Raw genomic sequence first — 19,712 nt, forward strand, 5'->3', positions numbered from 1 at the left:
GCCTGCCTGAATTGACCATTTCATCATACCGACTTATTCTTGGATTAAATACACGATTTGTTCAAATTGAGCAAACATCCGTTCACTTTCTATCATTTTATTGTGTTCAAGTTGATATTGAATCGCGTTCATCAGCATAACCGAGAAAATATGGGCTTGAAAATGCAACATTTCTGTATCAATAGACGGATTGTGCATTTGTGCTTTTTTCATATAAGTAATTTTAATCATCTCATGCATATCTTGCCATAAATGATGACGCTTGGTGTTGATTTTCCAAAGTGCAAGCAACATCAATCGCTTATCAAAAAAGAATTGACTGGCGATTTGCAAAAATTGCTTGGGATTGGGCGTGGTTAAACGCTCGTGTTGTAGCTGTGCTAATTCATATTTAAATTGCTTAATTAACGCCCCTGCCAATGCACTTTTTCCTGCATAATATTTGTAAAACGTTTTGGGGTTAATCATGGCTTTTTCACAAAGCATCAATACGCTGATTTGCTCAAATTCATGGGTTTGCAATAGGCTAATGAAACTGGTGTGTATCATATACAAAGTGCGTTGAATGCGTAAATCGGTGGTCATGGTAAGATAAAATTAGGTTAATATTGAACTGATTATAGACTTAATGGTATAGATTTTGCAATTTATACCATTAAGTCTATTTTTTATGAAATATTAACCATTTCATCATATGCGTCTTATTTGTAAACTGCATTCATTCAATACATGGGAAAAAAATGATGATGAATGATTTTGTTGCACAATTTGATTTTGCTTGGTCTTGGTTGGGACTGGGTTTTGCTTTGGCAATGTTTGGCGTGTTGTTTTTGACCGATGTTTTTCGTGGCAATACCGCTAAATCAAGGCTTTGGGACGGACAATGGTTTGCGTGGCTGATTGCACCGATGTATATGCTACATCAATTTGAAGAATACGCTTTGCATTATGATTGGGCAAAATTGTCGCATCCATTTGCCAATATGATTTGTGAGAAAGTGGGCTATTTGCCTTATCCTGATTGCCCAATTCCTGTTCAACATTATTGGCTAGTGAATATGAGTTTGTGGCTGTTTGCGATGATTGGGGCAAAGTTTTATCGTAAAAATCCGATGGTGGCATTGGCTCCATTTGGGCTGATTTTTTCTAATGGGCTTTTGCACATTGTCGGCTGGCTCGTGTCGGGCAATTCACTGCTGGATTCGGCAAGTGGTGGCACGATAACCAGTATTTTATTGTTTATCCCTGTAAGCGTGTGGCTTGGCTTTGTGCTGACCAAGCAAAAGGTGATGAGCGTGTGGGCGTATGGGGCAACGCTTTTGGCGGGAACGATTGGGCATTTGATTTTGTTTGGGGCGTATGCGTCTTTGGATAAAGGTGGTGTGGTGGCGTTATATACCTTTGATTTATTGGCGATTGGTTCGCCGCTTTTGTGGGCGTGGTTGTTGAGTCGTTGGTTTTTGGCAAACAAATGATTTCAGGTAGCCCGAAAATTGAAAAAGCCGTTTGAAATGATATTCAAACGGCTTTTCCCACCCATCATTGCCGACGATTGAGCCATGCCACAAGTGAAAGCATCACAGGCACTTCGACCAGTACACCGACGACGGTCGCTAAGCTTGCACCAGAGTGTAAGCCAAATAGTGAAATCGCCACTGCTACCGCCAATTCAAAAAAGTTACTCGTACCAATCAGACATGCAGGACCACAGATTTGGTGGGGGAGTTTTAAGTATTTTGCCAAACCATACGTCAAAAAGAAAATCCCATAAGTCTGCACTAACAACGGAATGGCGATTAACAGAATAATGAGTGGATTATCCAAAATCGTCTGCGCCTGAAACGCAAATAACAGCACCACGGTTAATAATAATCCTGCGATTGAAAATGGTTTAAGACGAGCGCTAAGCTGTGCGATTTTGGCGGTATCTGCTTTTAGTAGCTTGCGGGTCATCATCCCAGCCAGCAAGGGCAGCAGCACATACAAGATGGTGCTATACACCAAAGTCTGCCACGGAATGCTGATGTCGCTCACTCCAAGCAAAAACCCTGCAATCGGCGCAAATGCAAAAATCATCACCATATCATTGACCGACACCTGCACCAGCGTGTAGTTGGCATCACCTTTGACCAGCTGCGACCAGACAAACACCATCGCCGTACACGGTGCGACACCCAGCAAAATCATACCTGCGATGTACTCGCTTGCCGATGTCGGATCGACCAAATCAGCAAACAGCACTTTAAAAAACAGCCATCCAATCAGCGCCATGCTAAAAGGCTTAATCAGCCAATTGACAAACAATGTCAGTGCCAAGCCTTTGGGCTTTTTGCCGACATCTTTGATGGCTGACCAGTCAATCTGTATCATCATCGGATAAATCATCAGCCAAATCAGCACCGCCACCGGCAGATTGATGTGAGCAATCTCAAGCTTGGCAATTTGCCCAAACGCATCCGGCATAAGTAGTCCTAGTGCGACACCACAAGCAATCGAGAGTGCCACCCATAGACTCAAATAACGCTCAAAAATCCCCATCATTACCCCCTTGCCACAATGACATCGCCGTCTTCTTTGACGAAATCGGTCAATAAAGGCACAGGCGAAATCTCCAAAAACACTTCGGAAGGACGGCACAGTCGCACGCCGTTATTGGTGATGACGATTGGACGATTGATTAAAATGGGGTGGGCGAGCATAGCATTGATAATAGTATCATCATCAAGTGCTTCGTTATCGAGTCCACAGGCCAAAAATTCAGGCACATTGGTGCGTAATAATTGGCGTGGCGTCAAGTTCATCGCTGATAATAACTCACGCAAAGTACGCTCATCAGGCGGATTTTCCAGATAATGAATGATGGTCGGCTCAATCCCTAGGTGGCGAATGAGTGCTAATGTATTGCGTGAAGTGCCACAAGCGGGGTTGTGATAAATGGTGGTGTTTTTCATGACTTATCCTTACAATAATTCAAGAAACATTGAAATTATAACTAAAAAAATCAGTCGCCCAAAAAAATCAGCAACATTGCTCTTGGCTGTGGATACAGCAGTTTTGGGTCAGATAATGCGTCAATGCCATCATCAAGGTCAGATTGGCATAATAGCGGACAAATCGACCTTCTTGCTGACTGCGAATCAGCCCGACATGATGCAGTGATTTTAGGTGAAATGACAGCAAATTTGGTGCAAGATTCAGCTGTTTTGCCAAATCGCCAGCAATCATCCCTTGTGTGCCCATCGCTGACAATGCTTGAAAAATCGCCAAACGACTGGGCGATGAGAGAGCTTCAAATAACTGACTGGCTTGTTCGGTATTCATAGGTATGGCAAAGCGTTGGGATATAAATATGTGCTTATTATAAAGTGCTGTGATAAATAATTCAATCAGTCTTGAAATAAGAATAAAAGCGACGAAAGAAATGTGATGACCCAAAGCAAAAGCCACAAGCTTTCACTTGTGGCTTTTTGGTGCATATCCTGCGTGCATCCTTACGGTGTTTCCATACTAACAGCTTATCATCCTTGCTTGATACATCCTGTATCGATTTCCTGTGCTGTTGGATATATTATGCCAAAATGATGATATCAGCAAAAGTGGCAAAAATCGGCAATGTTTGTACGAAATTTCGTACACGCTCGCCACTTGTCCATTAGCCTGCCACCGACACACCGAACAAGCGACCAATCATCGCCGTCGCCGCCATCGCAAACACACCCCAAATCAGCACTCGAGCCATCGCTGGTACGACTTTGGCACCGCCAAGCTTGGCAGAACAATAACCCAATAGCGCAAGCCCTACCAAAGTCGTCGCCCCAAGCATGATGCTCAAATCTGCCCCAATGCGATTGCCAAGCCATAGGCTAATCAGTGGCAATACCGCACCGACGATAAAGGCTGCTGCTGATGCCATCGCCGCTTCTAGTGGCTTGGCAGAATGGGTATCACTCAGCCCAATCTCATCACGGGCGTGTGCTTCTAGGGCGTTGTGCTCGGTCAGGGCGACGGCGACTTGCTTGGCAAGTGCATCATCAAGCCCACGCAGTTTGTAGATTTCGGTCAATTCATTCAGTTCTTTGTCAGGATTGTGCTTGAGCTCATAGGCTTCTTTGGCAAGGTCGCTTTTTTCGGTATCCGACTGTGATGACACCGAGATATACTCGCCTGCGCCCATTGACAGCGCACCACCGATGATGGCGGCTAGGGCGGTGAGCATCAAGATATTCATAGTGGCATTACCTGCGACCATACCCATCAGTAGGCTAGCTGTCGAGATAAGACCGTCATTCGCCCCGAGTACGCCGGCGCGTAGCCAGTTGTTGCGTGAGCTAAAATGCGGTTCGGTATGAGCTGAATACATGGTTTTTCCAAAATGCATTGATTTGAGCCTATTATACGCCAAGAATTGACATCGTGAATGACTGATTTGTCTTTAAATTGTACTTAAAAATGTTTCTATTTTTTGCCTAATTTCTTATCTGAAAATGGGTCTTGTTTACAAATTTGCTTGACGATAGTTATATAATAATATAACATTATGTAACTTTATTCATTGACTTAATACATTTTTGAAATAATTGTTATACTTTATCACCTATTAGGAAAAAATCATGCACACCCAAACAAGACGCCTAAGCCCATTATTATTGGCAATCGGTGGCGTATTCGCCATGCAGTTAGCTTATGCTGATGACACTGCATCTGACACACCTGCCACGACATCGACGGATATTGTGCCAACTGTGGTGCTCGACGGTGATGAGATTGTCGTCAGTCGCCGCACCGCCCAGAGCCTATTTGGACAAGCCAAGCCATCGGATGTCATCATCAAGCAAGAGACGCTCAAGAAAAATTCGGCAACACTTGGTGATGCTTTGGCGGGCGAGCTGGGCGTACATTCCAACCACTATGGCGGTGGTGCATCTGCACCCATCGTCCGTGGTCAAGAAGGTAAGCGACTCAAGGTACTCCAAAACAGCACCGATGTGCTTGATATGGCAAATCTATCGCCCGACCATGCGGTGATGGTCGATACCTTGCTTGCCAAGCAAGTCGAAATCGTGCGTGGCGCAAGCACCCTATTGTATAGCGCAGGCAATGTCGCAGGGCAAATCAATGTCGTGGATGATGTGATTAAGACGAGCGTGCCAAGTGTCGCTACCGGTGAAGTTAGTGCCCGCTATGGCAGTGCCAATGATGAGAAGCTGGTCAGTGCAGCGGTATCAGCAGGGATTGGCGAGCATATCGCCATCACCGCCCAAGGGCTCGTTCGTCGTGCAGGTGATTATCAGACGCCCAAGCATCAGCAGTATCATTTTGACAGCGAAAAAGCACTCAAGGCACACATCGTCGCCCCTGATAACTTGGCAAGTCTAGAGTCAGAATATCAGCACTGGCTTGCCAATCGTCATCAGACGCCGTATTTTCGCTATCGTCCTGTAGGCGAGCGCCACTTTATCCGTAGCGAGAGCGATTATCAAACTAAAAAACAAACTTACCAAAACGCCATCGTCACACCACAGACACTCGATTATCTGCCTGAGAGCTGGTCGGAGTCAGATGCGCTAGCGCTTGGTGTCTCGTGGGTGGGCGAGCGTGGCTATGTGGGTGCATCCATCAGCCATCGCCATGATGAGTACGGTCTGCCTGCGCACAATGCGATGTACGAAGGCTGTGGGGCGTATGTGATTTTGCCATCGAGCGAGCGCAAAAAGCCGTATCTGATGAGCTATCCACAGCTGATGGATGAGACGGATGTCAATTATCTCAATCCACGAGCGGACTGCTTGCAGGCGGCATCGTTTGATTCGAGTGGCAATCATACGCACAGCAGTACCGAGTCGCATGAGCATGGTGCGCCTTGGATTGACTTGACCAATCGTCGCTATGACATCAAGGCGGCGGTATATCAGCCGATGGCAGGCGTGGATAAGCTTGGCGTGAGTGTCGCTCATGCTGATTATCAGCATCAAGAAAAAGAAGGCACACGCATCAGCAGTGATTTTCGTAACAAAGCCACCACAGCACGCATTGAGCTGACCCAAACGCCCACTGAGCGACTATCAGGCATCTGGGGCGTGCAGTATCTGACGGCGGATAATAGCGCACTTGCCCCGAGTGTCTATAAAGGACGGCAAATGCTTGGCACAAATAGCACGGATAATTGGGCAATCTTTGGGCTACAGCAGTATCAGCTCGGTGATGTGACGCTAGAAGCATCGGCTCGTGCGGCATCACAGCGTATCAAGATGCACTATGATACGGACAAGATTGCATCAGTGATGCAGCCCAATCCGATTAGTGAGCGTTGTGCCAAAAATGCGGTTTGTTCAGCGACTGTCGCTGCCGCCAATGCCGAGCGTGCATCCGATTTGGCAAATGCCCTAGACAATACCAAGCCAAACGAACAGCACGCCTTCTCATACGCCATCGGTGCCAAGTGGCAAGTAACACCTGAATACCGCCTAAGCATCAGTGCATCGCACCAAGAACGCTTGCCAACCGCCCAAGAGCTTTATACGCATGGGATGCACCTAGCGACCAGCTCATTTGAAGTGGGCAATAAGGATTTGACCAAAGAAAAATCCAACAACATTGAGCTTGCACTCGGCTATCAAGGCGAGCGACTTGATTATCAATTATCCGCTTATTATTATGATTTTGATAATTATATCTATCTACAGACGCTCAATGAATCGCTTGGCAATAGCACGGTGATTGCGCCGTATTCGCTCAAAATCAACCGCTATAGCCAGTCTGGGGCGAAGTTTCATGGCTTTGAAGGCAAGATTGGTTATCAGTTGAATGATACTTATCATGCATCCGTATTTGGCGATGTCATCAATGGGCGATTGGTGGATTTGCCTGATGCGGTGGTAGCGTATGATAGAACGACAGGCAAAAAAACCTATGAACCACAAGCCAATCGACCCACGCCGCGCCTACCGCCCATGCGTCTAGGCACACGCCTAAAGGCTGAGTTTGGTGAGCAGTGGACGGGCGAGCTTGAGTATTATCGAGTGTTTGACCAAGATAAATTATCCAAATTCGAGCACAAGACCGCAGGGCATGATATGCTAAATTTGGGGCTGACTTACCAAAAGCCGATGGCATATGGCGATGTCGATGTCTTTATCAAGGCGGATAATCTCTTGAACCAAAAAGTCTATGCACACGCAACTTATTTACCCTATATTCCGCAGATGGGGCGTAGCATCAGCTTTGGGGCGACTTATCGCTTTTAGGTTGTCATGCCAAGTCATATGGCAAAGCAAAAAATCGGTGCAAAACGCGCCGATTTTTTTATGAAAATCTGGGCAAAAATTTGATGAAAATTGGGTAAAAATAGGGCAAATCTGCCGATGATGGTATGATAATGACAGTGAAAAATGATGGGCTGATTCATCAGAAAACCGCTTGAGTTTTGATAAGAATTGATGAATAATAGAAGTGGAAAAAAGAGTGAAATATCATCATTGATGACATCGATTAACCAAGCAAATAAGGAGCTATGACCATGAAAAGCACTGAGCATTATCAAGATGTGTTACTTGCGCTCAAGCAAGAATATCAAGCCCGTATCGATAAGATTAAAGACCGCATCGCCCACCCAGATGACAACAGCAACCAAGACTGGGACGACCAAGCCGTCGCTGCCACGCGTGATGAGATGCGTATGGCACTCGTGCACGAAGCTGAGCATGAGCTCGCCCAAGTCAATGCTGCACTTCGCCGTATCGAAGAAGGCGGCTATGGCGTCTGTGCTGAGTGTGGCGAAGACATCGAAGAAGGTCGCTTGGATGCTGTGCCGTTTGCCACGCTGTGCATGACACACGCTAAATAAACGCCAAATAAACTTAGGCGGATGCAATAAAAAATGCGGTTCGTGATGAACCGCATTTTGTTTGGGATAAGCATTTTGCTTGCTTAGCCTGTATTGCTTATTCTTCGACTTGACTGCGTAGATACTGCGTCAATAAAGCGACAGGGCGACCTGTGGCGGTGTTGGTGCTGCCGCCTTTCCATGCTGTGCCTGCGATGTCTAGGTGTGCCCATGCTTGACCGTCTTTGATGAAGCGTTTTAGGAAGCACGCTGCGGTGACTGAGCCAGCTTCACGACCGCCGATGTTTTGGATGTCGGCGATTTTTGAGTTGATTTGGGCATCATAGTCATCATCGAGTGGCATATGCCATACCAAGTCATTGGTAAATTCGCTTGCTGCTTCTAGGGCAAATAGCGTATCTTCGTCGTTACTGTACAAGCCAGAACGCACGCTACCTAGCGCAATGACGCACGCACCGGTGAGTGTGGCGGTGTCGATGATGGCTTTTGGTGTGTAGTTTTCTTGGACATAGCACAGTGCATCGCACAGTACTAGGCGACCTTCGGCATCGGTATTTAGGATTTCGACACTTGTGCCGTTCATCGCGGTGACGACATCGCCCGGGCGAGCTGAGCGTGCTGATGGCATATTCTCGGCGCAGGCAATCACAGCGACGATGTCGATGGCAAGATTGGCTTCGGCGGCAGCTCGCACTGTGCCTAGAATGGATGCCGCACCGCCCATGTCAAATTTCATCTCTTCCATGCCTGCTGATGGCTTGATAGAGATACCGCCTGAGTCAAAGGTCAAACCCTTGCCGACCAAGGCGATTGGGTTAGACAGACGAGCTTTTTTGCCAGCTTTTCCGGTTTTGCCATAGTACTCGATGACGGCGAGTTTGCCTTCTTCGTCTGAGCCTTGCGAGACGGCGAGAAAGCAGCCCATGCCAAGTTTTTGCATTTCTTTTTCGCCAAGTACGCTCACGCTGATTTTGTCGGCGTACTCTTTGGCGAGCTGCTTTGCTTTTTTGGCTAGCTCCGATGGGCTAAGGACATTTGGTGCTTCATTGGCAAGGTCACGAGCCGCACTCACGCCTTTACCAGTTGCAAGGGCGAAATCCAGTGCCGTTTGATAAGCACTCAATTCATCACGATTTGAGATGATGCTAATCTCGCTGATAGCATCGGCATCGGCAGGCTTGCTCTTGTGATGGTCAAAGCGATAAGCAGCCGCCAATAGCGCTAGGACAAACTGCGTAAAGTGCTTGTGGCAGATGGTATCGCCCCACAAGATAGCCGCTTTTTGGCTGTTTTTGATGGCGGTATAAGTAGTAGCGGCGACTTTGGCGATATTGCCTGCTAGTTTTTCAAGCTTGCCCACGCCAATCACAGTCACCACAGGGAAATCTTTGGCATGGATGGCATAGTTGGTGACGCTCTCGCCTAGGCCGCCCTTAAAATTGCTTTGTTTGATTAGGCTGTCGGCACGCAGCAGATATTCGGCATCGCCAAAACCGCCAAGTACATCCCCTGCGTCTGTGGCATAGACGACGATGGTTGGTAGTGGGTTATTTTTGGTGGCTTTTTTGAGTGTCAATTCGGCGTGGACGCCAAGTTTGATTGCACTGGTTGGCATAGTAAATCCTTATAAATTATCTAAAACACTGGTCTAAAAAACAAGAAACGCTTTTGTGAAAACACGCATCTAGTGTAGCACAAATTGCGGTCATGCAAAAATGAAATTTACAAGGCAAATCATCGGTAAATCCTGATAATGACACGCATCGGCTTGGCAGGATGGACTGTAATCATGCTGTAATTATTAAGCAAAAATTCGCAACAAAATAAACTTATCAAATCGCTTAAAACTTAGGCGTTTTTTTGTTATCATAAACCATTTGCCAATCATTTTTTGGAAGTCCTTTTCTGTGATTTTACGCCGTTATATCACCACACAAGTTGCTAGTACCACCGCCTTGGTTTTGGGCTTTTTGGTGGTGATGTTGCTTGGTGGTCGCTTAATTCGTTATTTTGGTATGGCGGCAGAAGGCGGTTTGGGCGTGAATGTGCTGTTTAGCCTGATTGGTTATAATTTGCCGTTTTTTCTTGAGCTGATTTTGCCCTTGTCGTTTTTTATCGCATTGATGTTGGTGTTTGGGCGGCTATATTCTGACCATGAGATGGCGGTGATTAATAGTAGTGGTATCAGCCGTGGGCGTTTGGCACGGATGCTTGCGCCGCTCGTGATTGTGCTGATGGTGCTCGAAGGGTGGATTGCACTCGTTGCCAAGCCGTGGGGCATGGAGCGTGCGACCAACATCTGGACTGAGCAGTCGATGACGCAGGTGTTTGATTTGATTCGCCCAAAAGAGTTTATCAGTAGTGGCGATTATCACCTATATGTCGGCGAAGTGGGCGCACGCCGTGAGTCGCTCCAAGATGTCATCGTCGTGCAGATGAACACCAAAAAAGGCATGATGGATACGCAGGCTCAAAGAAATCAAGCACCGACGCATCATGAGATTCAAAGCGAAGATGCTGCAGCGCTTGAGCAGATTCCCGATGAATACAAAAGCCAAAAAGATTCCTTGATTTTTGCCAAATCTGCCACCCAAGTCGCCACCACAGACGGCTCAATTCAGCTGGATCTGCATCAAGGGCGTCGCTATGAAGTCGATCCGATGAGTCAGCGCTATAGCCAAATCGGCTTTGAGCGGTATCGTATCACGCTTGCGGCAGGGGCGATGCCTGACGCCCAAGCGATGCGTATCGAAGGCATCTCCACGCCATCACTATATGGGATCATCGCAGGTGATGTCGCTCGAGAAAACATCAATGAAGCCTATGCTGAGCTTGGCTATCGACTAAGCTTGCCTTGGCTGATACTACTTGCAGTGATGTTGGCTGTGCCCTTGTCTTATGTCAGACCACGACAAGGTCGATGGCTTAAGCTCATCCCTGCGATTTTTATTTATGTGGCGAGCGTGATGTTGGTGATTTCCTTAAAAGATGTCGTGGCAAAAGGGCGTGTCTCGGTGTATCTGTATCCAGTAGCGGTAGCAGTGGTGGCGATCTTTGCGCTGTATCTGAATTATCATGAACAGCTAATGAATCGACTGCGCTTGCAGCGACACAGCACTAAGGAGCAGGCATGAAATCTTGGCTACTACCCCGATATGTGATCCGCTCAGCATTCTTGGCGATGGCAGGTGCGGTGCTTGGCTTGTGGCTGTTGCAGGGGTTATTTGCGTATTTGGCTGAGCTACAAGACATCAACGACACCTATACGCTTGGCGATGCGCTGCGCTATATTGTTTATCGTTCACCGTATTTTTTGGTGCAGTTTATGCCGACAGGGACACTGCTTGGCGCTGTCATCGGACTTGGACTGCTTGCCAATCATAGCGAGCTGATCGTCATGCGAGCAGCGGGGCTGAGCCTGTATCGCATCATCGGCTGGGTGATGATACCGGCGACTTTATTTGTCATGCTGTCACTTGGGGTGAATCAGTTTATTTTGCCATCGGCAAACTATCAAGCCAGCGCCATCAAATATGATACCAAGCGTGATAAGCTCATCACCATCAATGGCTACTGGTCGGTGTCCAATCATGATAATACTCAAGATGTGGTGTATATCAACTATGCTGACAGCGATGGTAAGCTTGGCGGTGTCAAACGCTATCAGCTGATCGATGGTAATCTAAGTGCCGTCACCCAAGCCCAAGATGGTATCTATCAGCCCCAAAACACTCAAGGTGGACGCTACACATGGCAGCTCAATAACATCAATCAGCTATCCATCACCCCCCAAGGCGTCAAGCGTGAAGTCGTGCCACATGAGAGACTCTCACTACCGCTAGCACCTGCAGATATTTATCTCTTGACTCGTGAGCCAGAAGAGCTGTCGCTCACCGATTTGTACGCACATCGGCAGCTGATGAATGCCCAAGCTACTCGCTCGCTCAAGCATGAAGTGGCGTTTTGGCAAAAGCTGTTTTCGCCATTTTCGGTGCTGTCGTTGGTGCTTGTGGCATCATCATTTGTTTTTGGCTCGTTGCGTTCGCAAGGCTTGGGGCTGCGTATCGTCTTGGCGCTCTTGACGGGCTTATTATTTAGCTATTTGACTGACCTTGTGGGCTTTGTGGCATTGGCTACAGGATTATCGCCGATGCTGATGGCGATTGTGCCGATTGTGCTGAGCACCTTAGCGGGGATGTATTTATTAAACAAAAAATCCAATTAGCCAGCACAAACCCAAAAAAAGCAATCTATCACAGATTGCTTTTTTTAGGCACGAATTTTGGCTTTGTTAGCAGCCAAATCAATTAGCCTTTGACCAGCTTTAGGCGTTTGGCGGTCGCCATACAGGTTTGATAACGCCCATCAACTCGAGTGGCGAACCAATTGGTATTGTAGTCTTTACTAAGCTTAGGCCCTGAGATGACCACCTGTGGCATGATGGCATAGCTTGGTTTTTTGCCGTATTTTTGTTGGAATAAGTCGCTGACCGCTAGATAAGTCTTGGTCTGCTCAAAGTCCTTACTTTTTTCTTTACGCAAATCAGCTCGGATTTGGCGTTCGTTCAGCGGTGTGGGGGCATTGGCAAGTAGCTTGACGACGGCAAGTTCGGTGGATGATTTTTTGCTGATGGGGTCGCCATCTTTGTACAACAGCAAATCACCATCGATATCAAGCTTTGTGCCATTTAATGAGCTGACCCGCTGCTGAAAGGCGGCATTGCGACTGGAATACATCCCAGAGTTATAGTCGGCAAAGCGATACAAGGGCTTATCATAATCAGCCTGATACACCATCAAGCGATGGATGCCATAATACAGCCCGCCAAACTGCGTGTACAAATCACTGCGTAGCTCTCTATCGCTCATATTGGTACGGCGATGTTCACGGGCATAATCGATGTGCACCTGCATTGAGCCGAGTGTGGTGACAGGATTGATACGCTCATCGATGCCTTGACCGGATAGCTTGGTGATATTGGCGATGCCTGATACTTTATAAGTCTTTGTAAAATAATCAAAAATATCTCGGTACAGCTCATCCAGCTCTTTTTCGTTTTTGACTGCTTTGATTTGTTTGATGAAATTGTCTTGTTTGGTTGGGCGAGTCTCTAGCATATTGCGAAACACACCTGCCAAATTTTTACCAAGCTTATCTTCAAGCTTCTCATCGATGGCTTTTAGGGCGGCGTTGCCAAGATTTGCCACGCTTGGATTGGCATGAAAATTGGACTCTTGGTCAATGATGGCGATGGTCGTGCAGATGTTTTGGGTATTTTTGACCAATTTGAGCTCATCATAGACACGAGCGATGTCCGCCGCCCAGCTTTTGGTGTTTTTGACTCGGCTTGGGATGAGTTTGGCGATTTCTTGATCGGATAAGGTGGGCGTGCTTTGGGTTGTTTTTTCGACCAAATCACAGCCGCTCAGTGAAGCCATCACCAATAGCGGTAGGCTGAGTGTAAGAACATGGGTCAAAGGTTTGGTCATCGGTCATCACCACGCAAAATCAGTGCTAATTGGCACAAGGTGATATATCTTAAGGGATGCAAAAAAAGCGGTCAAGACATCGGCACAAAATTTAACCAATGTGTAAGATTCTAAAGCAAATACTCAGCAGACACCTTGTTATTGGATGTCTGCTGAGTCTGTTTTGACTACATGGCTACAAGTCATTAGATGTCTTTGACAGGGTGTTTGCGCATCAAGCATTCTTGCTGAGTGCTAGCGACGAGATGGCCGTTTTGCCAAAACTGCCCGTGATTGAGCCCTTTGGCATGGCTTGTGGTATCGCTCCACATATCATAAAGCAAAAATTCGGTGACATCAAAGGGGCGATGAAAGTGCATGGAATGATCGATGCTTGCCATCTGCATACCAGGCGTGGTGAGCGTCAGCCCATGACCAAGTAGCGATGTCCCTGCCAAATAATAATCCGAAATAAATGCAAGCACCGCTTGATGAATGGCGACAGGCTGCTCGCCAAGCTCATGCACACGCACCCAAAAAGCATGGCGTGGATAAGTTGGCGCAGGATTGATCGGATCTTGGGGGTGAATCGGACGCATCTCGATCGGACGCTCTCGCATGAAGCGGAGTCTGAGCGGCTCTGGCACTTTATCAACTAAGGCGTGCTTGAGCTGTTGTTCGGTCTTGAGCGTCTCTGGCGCAGGATAGCTTGGCATCCGCCCTTGGTACTCCAGCCCACCTTCCATCGGTGAAAATGACGCAATCATCGAAAAAATCACCTGCTCTTTGGTGACTTTTTGACCATCTTTATCCAGTCCTTCGACATACTGCACAGCGATGACTTCACGGGCTGATAGGCTGCGGCCATCACGCAGGCGACGCACTTGATAAGTGATGGGTAGGCGAATATCACCGCCACGCAAAAAATAGCCATGTAGGCTATGGCAAGGCTTATCATGCGTCAAGGTGTACGCCGCTGATAATAACGCCTGTGCCAACACTTGACCACCAAAGACGCGCGGCCCAACAAAATCAATGCTATCACCCACAAAAGTATCATCGCCTTCTTGGCGTAGCTTGAGCACTTCTAGCAGTGCATCAATGCCAGTTTCAGGTAGGGAGACATCGTTGAGATAGTTTTCATAAGCAGTTTTGGCAGCCATGACATATCCTTTATACGAAATAAAAATCAACACAAATCAAAATTTAGCAAAAAGTATAGCATTTTTTGACCCAAAATCAGCCAAAAAACACAAAAAAATGTTAGAATGAAAAGTCATTTTGGGACAAAGCTGTATCCACAGTTATCGTGCTTTGACTGTCAGCATCCCTAGCAGATTCATCGGATCTATTTATTGCACAGTTTTTGGTGACTTTTTTATGTTCAAATTGCCTAATTGGTTGTCGTCGAAGTCATCGACGGCTGATAAGCCTGCCGTAAGCAAAGCGCCCACTAACCAAACGCCAAGCTCCTATCGTCAGCTATCGGCAAAGGGGCTGTCGTTGGCGGTCAAGCCAACCTTGATTGGCGAAGTGCCGCAGCTTGACCCAAGTATCCCAACCTTTTATGTACTGCGTGCTTATTCTCGCTCAAATAGCTTGCTTGTGGGTATGCAGACCGATGAGCTTGGCTTGCCATCGGCACTGGCTGAAGTGCGTGCTGATGGGGTGCATGAGACATCGGCGATGATTTTTTTGAAAGACCGTCGTTCTGATGGCACACGCCAAACGAGCGTGCCACGCCTTGAGCGACTCATTAGCGCCTGTCTTGACAATCCTGAGCTGAAGATTCAGCTGGTGCCTGTCACTGTACTGTGGGGGCGTGCGCCTGACAAGGAAGAATCGCTGTTTCGCCTGATGATGGCGGATGAGTGGGAATCACCGTCTAAGGCAAAACAGCTGTTCAATATCGGCGTGATGGGGCGTGATACCTTTGTGCGATTTAGCGAGCCCAAGGATTTGCAGTCACTTATCCATGATGCCAAAGCAGGCGTGGGCGATGATTTGACCACGACCATCGCCATGCGCCTCAAGGGCTATCTAGACAAACAACGCACGAGCATCATCGGGCCTGACTTATCGGATAAGCGCAATATCGCCGGCACGATTTTGTCATCGCCTGTGGTGACTGCCGCTATCGAAAAGCACGCTACCGAGACTGGCAAATCCATCGCCGCTGCCAAAGCAGAAGCTCAAGGCTATCTTGGCGAAATCACGAGCGACTATTCGCATTCGGTGGTGAGATTTTTTGACCATTTCTTAACTTGGCTATGGACACGCCTGTATGATGGTGTCGAAGTGCGTCACTTTGAGCGAGTGCGTGCGCTTGCACCTGATTTTCAGATTGTCTATGTGCCGTGTCATCGTAGCCATATTGATTATCTATTATTGTCTTATGTGATTTATAAGCGTGGCTTGCGTATTCCCCATGTCGCCGCGGGTGAGAATCTCAATATCCCTGTGCTTGGTGAGCTGCTGCGTAGTGGTGGTGCGTTCTTTATGCGTCGTAGCTTTAAGGGCAATGCTTTGTACAGCACGGTGTTCAAAGAATATGTGCACAGCTTGATGCAGCGCCAAGCGCCGATTGAGTACTTTATCGAAGGGGGGCGTTCTCGCTCGGGTCGTCTGCTACCGCCGAAGCTTGGGATGCTGGCGATGACGGTTAATAGCCATTTGCGTGAGCCTGCCAAGCCTGTGGTCTTTATCCCGACTTATATCAGCTATGAGCGCATCATGGAAGGGGCGACTTATGTCGGTGAGCTCAAAGGCAAGCCAAAAGAAAGCGAGAACTTATTAGGCCTGCTAAAAACTGCTCGCAAGATTGAGCGAATTTTTGGTACGGTGCATTTGGCATTTGGCGAGCCGCTGTATCTTAATGATTTTATGGCAAAATTTGATGTCATAGCCCAAGATGACAGTGTGGATAACGCCACCAAGACCCATGCTATGGTGCAGAATCTTGGCGTCAAAGTGATGCAAAACATCAACAAAGCCGCTGTGGTCAATCCTGTGTCACTGCTTGCGCTCGTGCTACTATCCACCCCAAATGCCGCCCTTGATGAAGCGCAGTGCCTTGAGCAGATTAAGCTGTATCAGCACATCGCTCAAGCATTGCCTTATGATGCCGACACCTATGTCACGGATATGACACCAAAGCAAATCCTAGACTATGGCATCAAGCTAAAACTCATCGAACGCACACCGCATATCCTAGGCGATATGATTCGTGTGGCGGATAAGCAAGCTCCACTACTGAGTTATTTTAGAAATAATATCTTGCACGTGTTTATCATCGCAAGCTTCTTGGCGGCATTGGTACAGCGTAATGGTCGTATCTATCGTGAGAAGCTTGAGAGCATCACCGAGCTGTTGTATCCATTTTTACAAAGTGAATTATTCCTAAAAACTGCCCTACGCAACATCGCCACTCAAGCCGAGCGTGTGCTAAACCTACTCATCGAGCGTGGTGTCATCGTCGATCTGGGTGATGGTGTGGTCGGTAGCCCCGAAGGGAACTCTGAAGCCTATCAACAGCTGATGGTACTAGCAAGCCCAGCCCAGCAAAGCCTTGAGCGGTATTTTATGGCGCTGACACTGCTGTCTGAGCAAGGCTCAAACCGCCTAAATACCGAGCAAGTGGTCAATCTGTGCTATGTGCTCGGTCAGCGTGTGTCGGTGCTACACGCTGATGATCTGCCAGATATGTTTGATAAGGCGCTGTTTACAAGCTTTATGGATACGCTGGTGCGTGTCGGCTATGTCACCATCGATGATAAGACAGCGCTGCTGACTTTCGATGAGCGTATCGACAAGATCGCTGAGCACGCCAAATTCGTCCTACATCCTGATATGATGCAGCTACTACGCCATACCGCAAGCCTAAGCCATGATGAAATCACCCTTGCGATGCAAGAGATGGGCAAGAAGAAGCGGTGGCGGTAGGGGCGTTATTTAATACATTTTCGATACAATACTAGTAACCTTTGTAAATTTAATATTGCTATAATGCAAGTAAATAAGTAATAGTGTGCGCTCTATGCAAAATATACATGACAATATTCAAAAATACAAGAAATCAGCCAAATGGGTGGGCGGATTATGTTTCGTGCTGACGTTGTCAGGCTGTCAAGCAATCAGTAATTGGCAGCCCAATTCTGGGCCAACACGCGGTCAAATTAGCAAAAATCCCAATGCCATACTAGTACCTGCATCCAATACACAGGATGACAACTATGGGTTGTTGGTGATTGATATTGACTCTCAGGTTGCTGGCAGATCAAAAAATTTGACACCTACTTTGATGTTTTCTAATTATTTTGCCAATGCACAAACTACCGCAAATCGCATATCGTCTGGCGATGTCGTAGATGTGACTATTTGGGAGGCGCCACCTGCTCTATTATTTGGTACAGCAAGTGATCTGAATGGTTTTTCTGGCACTAAGGAAACTAAATTACCCGAGCAGATGGTTGATAAATCTGGCTACATCAGTGTTCCATTTGTTGGCAAATTAAATGTACTTGGCAAGACGCCGCAACAAGTGCAGGATATGATTATTTCAGGCTTGCACAAAAAAGCAAATCAGCCAAGCGCTATTGTACGTATTACCAAGAATAATTCAGCCGATATTACTGTGATTGGCGAAGTTAATAACAGCACCAGAATGCCATTGACAGGCAAGGGAGAGAGAATCCTTGATGCTATTGCAGCGGCAGGTGGCGCAAAGCAACCTGCGGAACGTGTAAGCGTACAGTTGACTCGTGGTGGCCAAGCAAAAGAAATGTTATTGTCTGACATTATTAATGACACACGACAAAATATTCGCTTGCAGCAAGGCGATGTAATTTCGGTCAAGTACAAAACCAATAGTTATATGGTCATGGGCGCAGCTACAAAAAATGACGAGATTGATTTTGAAGCGAGCGGAATATCATTGATGCAAGCACTGGCTCGTGCTGGTGGATTGAATGATAGTCGTGCCGACGCCCAAGGTGTTTTTGTTTTTCGTTATGAAAATCCAGCGGTATTAACTGCAGAGCAAATGCAAAGCGTGCCAATGCAGTTCCATAACAGAGCTGTTCCGGTGGTTTATCGTTTGAATTTAAAAGATCCGTTGAATTATATCATTGCCCGAGATTTTGAGATTCGCAATCAAGATGTGATTTATGTGTCTAATGCACCTGCTGTTGAATTTAGCAAGTTTTTGGGCATGGTTAGCCAAAGCGTTTATTCCATCGTCAATATTCGCGATATTGCAAACATTAACTAGGAATTGATGACAGTGTATAAAAACGACAAGAAAAGCTTTCTTAGAAGACAAGATCCATTGTTTTGGCTGTGCGTAGTTCTGCCAACCATTCTGCTGGCGGTTTATTATGGGTTTTTTGCTTCAAATCAGTACATATCAGAGTCAAAGTTTGTTATTAGAAGCCCTAATAAACAATCAACTTCTGGACTAAGCGTGATGTTGCAAAATATTGGTTTTAACGCATCATCGGATGACAGTTACTTGGTGCGAGATTATATGACATCTCGCGATGCGGTGACGAATCTAAATAATGATTTGCAAATCAAGGCCAACTACTCGAATGAATCAATCGATCCTTTTAGTCGTTTTGGTACCTTTTTTCAAAGCCCAACAGATGAAAATTTTTACAAATATTTTAATAGCAAAGTAAAAATTGTTTACGACCCAGCATCTTCGATTTCTCAGTTGCAGGTGCAGGCATTTAGCGCTGAAGAAGCCCAAAAAATCAATGAGCAGCTATTAAAAATGGGCGATGTGGTCATTAACCGCATTAATAACAATGCCAAAAATGACATTCTAAAATATTCTGCCGAAGAAGTGGAGCTTGCTAAGCAAAAATCCAGAGAGGCAGCAGATAAGCTGGCTAAGTATCGTACGGATAATAAGCTGTACAATCCTGAAGGGCAGTCAACTATCGCCTTGCAAGAGATTTCTAAGCTGCAAGATGCATTGATCCAAGCGCAATCTCAGTTGGCACAAGCAAAGGCGCTAACGCCAGACAATCCGCAGATTCAGCCGCTTGAGCTACACATCAAGACGATTGAGAAGTCGATTGCAGAAAAGACAGCAAAAATTACCGGTCCATCAGATGTGTCCTACAGCAATCGCTCAGTGGAATATCAAGGACTACAACTAGAGAAGCAATTGGCCGATAAGCAGTTAGAAGCAGCCATTAGCAGCTATGAGTCTGCCAAAAGCGACTTTAATCAAAAGCAGCTTTATCTTGAACTCTTGGCAAAGCCATCGCTACCTGATGAAGCTGCTAAGCCAGAGCGCTTCAAGAATGTCTTGTCTGGTTTTGTGTTTGGCTTGTTACTTTGGGGTGTGTTAAGACTGTTTGTAGCTGGTGTGAGAGAGCATCGTGATTAGCAAC

The 19,712-nt window shown here is 46.7% G+C and carries 16 protein-coding genes; 8 read left to right on the top strand and 8 right to left on the bottom strand.

The window, feature by feature from the left end; all coding sequences use genetic code 11:
* Positions 1-33 precede the first annotated feature (33 nt).
* Complete coding sequence (locus Q0N89_RS05500; RefSeq protein WP_294034211.1) at positions 34-585, bottom strand: hypothetical protein; 552 nt, start codon at positions 583-585, stop codon at positions 34-36.
* A gap of 155 nt (positions 586-740) precedes the next feature.
* On the opposite strand from Q0N89_RS05500, the gene Q0N89_RS05505 reads away from it, so the two are divergent.
* Positions 741-1,475 carry an HXXEE domain-containing protein gene (locus Q0N89_RS05505; protein ID WP_294034213.1) on the top strand — a complete coding sequence of 245 codons (735 nt, stop codon included), beginning with the start codon at positions 741-743 and terminating at the stop codon, positions 1,473-1,475.
* A 64-nt stretch (positions 1,476-1,539) separates the two neighbouring features.
* On the opposite strand, the gene arsB is transcribed toward Q0N89_RS05505, so the two are convergent.
* The 4 genes from arsB to Q0N89_RS05525 all read right to left on the bottom strand — a co-directional run bounded on the left by arsB (position 1,540) and on the right by Q0N89_RS05525 (position 4,360).
* Positions 1,540-2,538 carry an ACR3 family arsenite efflux transporter gene (gene arsB / locus Q0N89_RS05510; RefSeq protein ID WP_294034216.1) on the bottom strand — a complete coding sequence of 333 codons (999 nt, stop codon included), beginning with the start codon at positions 2,536-2,538 and terminating at the stop codon, positions 1,540-1,542.
* 2 nt (positions 2,539-2,540) lie between these two features.
* Positions 2,541-2,951, bottom strand: a complete 411-nt coding sequence (arsC, locus tag Q0N89_RS05515; RefSeq protein WP_294034218.1) for an arsenate reductase (glutaredoxin) — start codon at positions 2,949-2,951, stop codon at positions 2,541-2,543.
* Between the two features lie 67 nt (positions 2,952-3,018).
* Positions 3,019-3,321: a helix-turn-helix transcriptional regulator gene (locus Q0N89_RS05520; RefSeq protein WP_294034220.1), complete on the bottom strand. Its 303-nt coding sequence runs from the start codon at positions 3,319-3,321 to the stop codon at positions 3,019-3,021.
* A gap of 331 nt (positions 3,322-3,652) precedes the next feature.
* Complete coding sequence (locus Q0N89_RS05525; RefSeq protein WP_294034222.1) at positions 3,653-4,360, bottom strand: VIT family protein; 708 nt, start codon at positions 4,358-4,360, stop codon at positions 3,653-3,655.
* A gap of 250 nt (positions 4,361-4,610) precedes the next feature.
* On the opposite strand from Q0N89_RS05525, the gene Q0N89_RS05530 reads away from it, so the two are divergent.
* Both Q0N89_RS05530 and Q0N89_RS05535 read left to right on the top strand, forming a co-directional pair.
* Positions 4,611-7,244, top strand: coding sequence for a TonB-dependent receptor (locus Q0N89_RS05530; RefSeq protein WP_294034225.1), 2,634 nt, complete (start codon positions 4,611-4,613; stop codon positions 7,242-7,244).
* A 272-nt stretch (positions 7,245-7,516) separates the two neighbouring features.
* Entirely contained in the window at positions 7,517-7,843 is a 327-nt protein-coding gene (locus tag Q0N89_RS05535; RefSeq protein WP_294034227.1) for a TraR/DksA C4-type zinc finger protein, read from the top strand.
* Between the two features lie 97 nt (positions 7,844-7,940).
* Here Q0N89_RS05535 and Q0N89_RS05540 read toward each other — a convergent pair whose 3' ends face one another.
* Positions 7,941-9,458: a leucyl aminopeptidase gene (locus tag Q0N89_RS05540; RefSeq protein WP_294034229.1), complete on the bottom strand. Its 1,518-nt coding sequence runs from the start codon at positions 9,456-9,458 to the stop codon at positions 7,941-7,943.
* Positions 9,459-9,708: 250 nt separating this feature from the next.
* Here Q0N89_RS05540 and lptF point away from each other — a divergent pair, with 250 nt between their 5' ends.
* On the top strand, positions 9,709-10,977 hold the full coding sequence (lptF, locus tag Q0N89_RS05545; protein WP_294034305.1) for an LPS export ABC transporter permease LptF: 1,269 nt from the start codon (positions 9,709-9,711) through the stop codon (positions 10,975-10,977).
* On the top strand, positions 10,974-12,068 hold the full coding sequence (gene lptG / locus Q0N89_RS05550; protein ID WP_294034231.1) for an LPS export ABC transporter permease LptG: 1,095 nt from the start codon (positions 10,974-10,976) through the stop codon (positions 12,066-12,068). Before lptF ends, lptG begins: the two co-directional genes overlap by 4 nt.
* A gap of 82 nt (positions 12,069-12,150) precedes the next feature.
* Here the strand turns inward: lptG and Q0N89_RS05555 are convergent, their stop codons facing one another.
* Both Q0N89_RS05555 and Q0N89_RS05560 read right to left on the bottom strand, forming a co-directional pair.
* Positions 12,151-13,332, bottom strand: a complete 1,182-nt coding sequence (locus tag Q0N89_RS05555; RefSeq protein WP_294034233.1) for a DUF1615 domain-containing protein — start codon at positions 13,330-13,332, stop codon at positions 12,151-12,153.
* 185 nt (positions 13,333-13,517) lie between these two features.
* A complete protein-coding gene (locus Q0N89_RS05560; RefSeq protein WP_294034235.1) occupies positions 13,518-14,474 on the bottom strand; it encodes an acyl-CoA thioesterase II in 957 nt (318 codons plus the stop codon).
* A gap of 217 nt (positions 14,475-14,691) precedes the next feature.
* On the opposite strand from Q0N89_RS05560, the gene plsB reads away from it, so the two are divergent.
* From plsB to Q0N89_RS05575, 3 genes are all read left to right on the top strand, one after another.
* The gene (gene plsB, locus Q0N89_RS05565; RefSeq protein WP_294034237.1) at positions 14,692-17,253 is read left to right on the top strand and encodes a glycerol-3-phosphate 1-O-acyltransferase PlsB; all 2,562 of its coding nucleotides are present in this window, start codon (positions 14,692-14,694) and stop codon (positions 17,251-17,253) included.
* 94 nt (positions 17,254-17,347) lie between these two features.
* Positions 17,348-18,580 carry a polysaccharide biosynthesis/export family protein gene (locus Q0N89_RS05570; protein WP_294034239.1) on the top strand — a complete coding sequence of 411 codons (1,233 nt, stop codon included), beginning with the start codon at positions 17,348-17,350 and terminating at the stop codon, positions 18,578-18,580.
* A gap of 6 nt (positions 18,581-18,586) precedes the next feature.
* The gene (locus tag Q0N89_RS05575; RefSeq protein WP_294034241.1) at positions 18,587-19,708 is read left to right on the top strand and encodes a hypothetical protein; all 1,122 of its coding nucleotides are present in this window, start codon (positions 18,587-18,589) and stop codon (positions 19,706-19,708) included.
* Positions 19,709-19,712: the final 4 nt, after the last annotated feature.

This window comes from uncultured Moraxella sp., from assembly GCF_945873075.1.
Lineage (GTDB): Bacteria > Pseudomonadota > Gammaproteobacteria > Pseudomonadales > Moraxellaceae > Moraxella.

What these genes read in the sequence shown, in the direction of transcription:
- Q0N89_RS05500 (WP_294034211.1), bottom strand. Translation starts at nt 585, where the DNA reads ATGACCACCGATTTACGCATTCAACGCACTTTGTATATGATACACACC.
- Q0N89_RS05505 (WP_294034213.1), top strand. Translation starts at nt 741, where the DNA reads ATGATGATGAATGATTTTGTTGCACAATTTGATTTTGCTTGGTCTTGG.
- arsB (WP_294034216.1), bottom strand. Translation starts at nt 2,538, where the DNA reads ATGGGGATTTTTGAGCGTTATTTGAGTCTATGGGTGGCACTCTCGATT.
- arsC (WP_294034218.1), bottom strand. Translation starts at nt 2,951, where the DNA reads ATGAAAAACACCACCATTTATCACAACCCCGCTTGTGGCACTTCACGC.
- Q0N89_RS05520 (WP_294034220.1), bottom strand. Translation starts at nt 3,321, where the DNA reads ATGAATACCGAACAAGCCAGTCAGTTATTTGAAGCTCTCTCATCGCCC.
- Q0N89_RS05525 (WP_294034222.1), bottom strand. Translation starts at nt 4,360, where the DNA reads ATGTATTCAGCTCATACCGAACCGCATTTTAGCTCACGCAACAACTGG.
- Q0N89_RS05530 (WP_294034225.1), top strand. Translation starts at nt 4,611, where the DNA reads ATGCACACCCAAACAAGACGCCTAAGCCCATTATTATTGGCAATCGGT.
- Q0N89_RS05535 (WP_294034227.1), top strand. Translation starts at nt 7,517, where the DNA reads ATGAAAAGCACTGAGCATTATCAAGATGTGTTACTTGCGCTCAAGCAA.
- Q0N89_RS05540 (WP_294034229.1), bottom strand. Translation starts at nt 9,458, where the DNA reads ATGCCAACCAGTGCAATCAAACTTGGCGTCCACGCCGAATTGACACTC.
- lptG (WP_294034231.1), top strand. Translation starts at nt 10,974, where the DNA reads ATGAAATCTTGGCTACTACCCCGATATGTGATCCGCTCAGCATTCTTG.
- Q0N89_RS05555 (WP_294034233.1), bottom strand. Translation starts at nt 13,332, where the DNA reads ATGACCAAACCTTTGACCCATGTTCTTACACTCAGCCTACCGCTATTG.
- Q0N89_RS05560 (WP_294034235.1), bottom strand. Translation starts at nt 14,474, where the DNA reads ATGGCTGCCAAAACTGCTTATGAAAACTATCTCAACGATGTCTCCCTA.
- plsB (WP_294034237.1), top strand. Translation starts at nt 14,692, where the DNA reads ATGTTCAAATTGCCTAATTGGTTGTCGTCGAAGTCATCGACGGCTGAT.
- Q0N89_RS05570 (WP_294034239.1), top strand. Translation starts at nt 17,348, where the DNA reads ATGCAAAATATACATGACAATATTCAAAAATACAAGAAATCAGCCAAA.
- Q0N89_RS05575 (WP_294034241.1), top strand. Translation starts at nt 18,587, where the DNA reads ATGACAGTGTATAAAAACGACAAGAAAAGCTTTCTTAGAAGACAAGAT.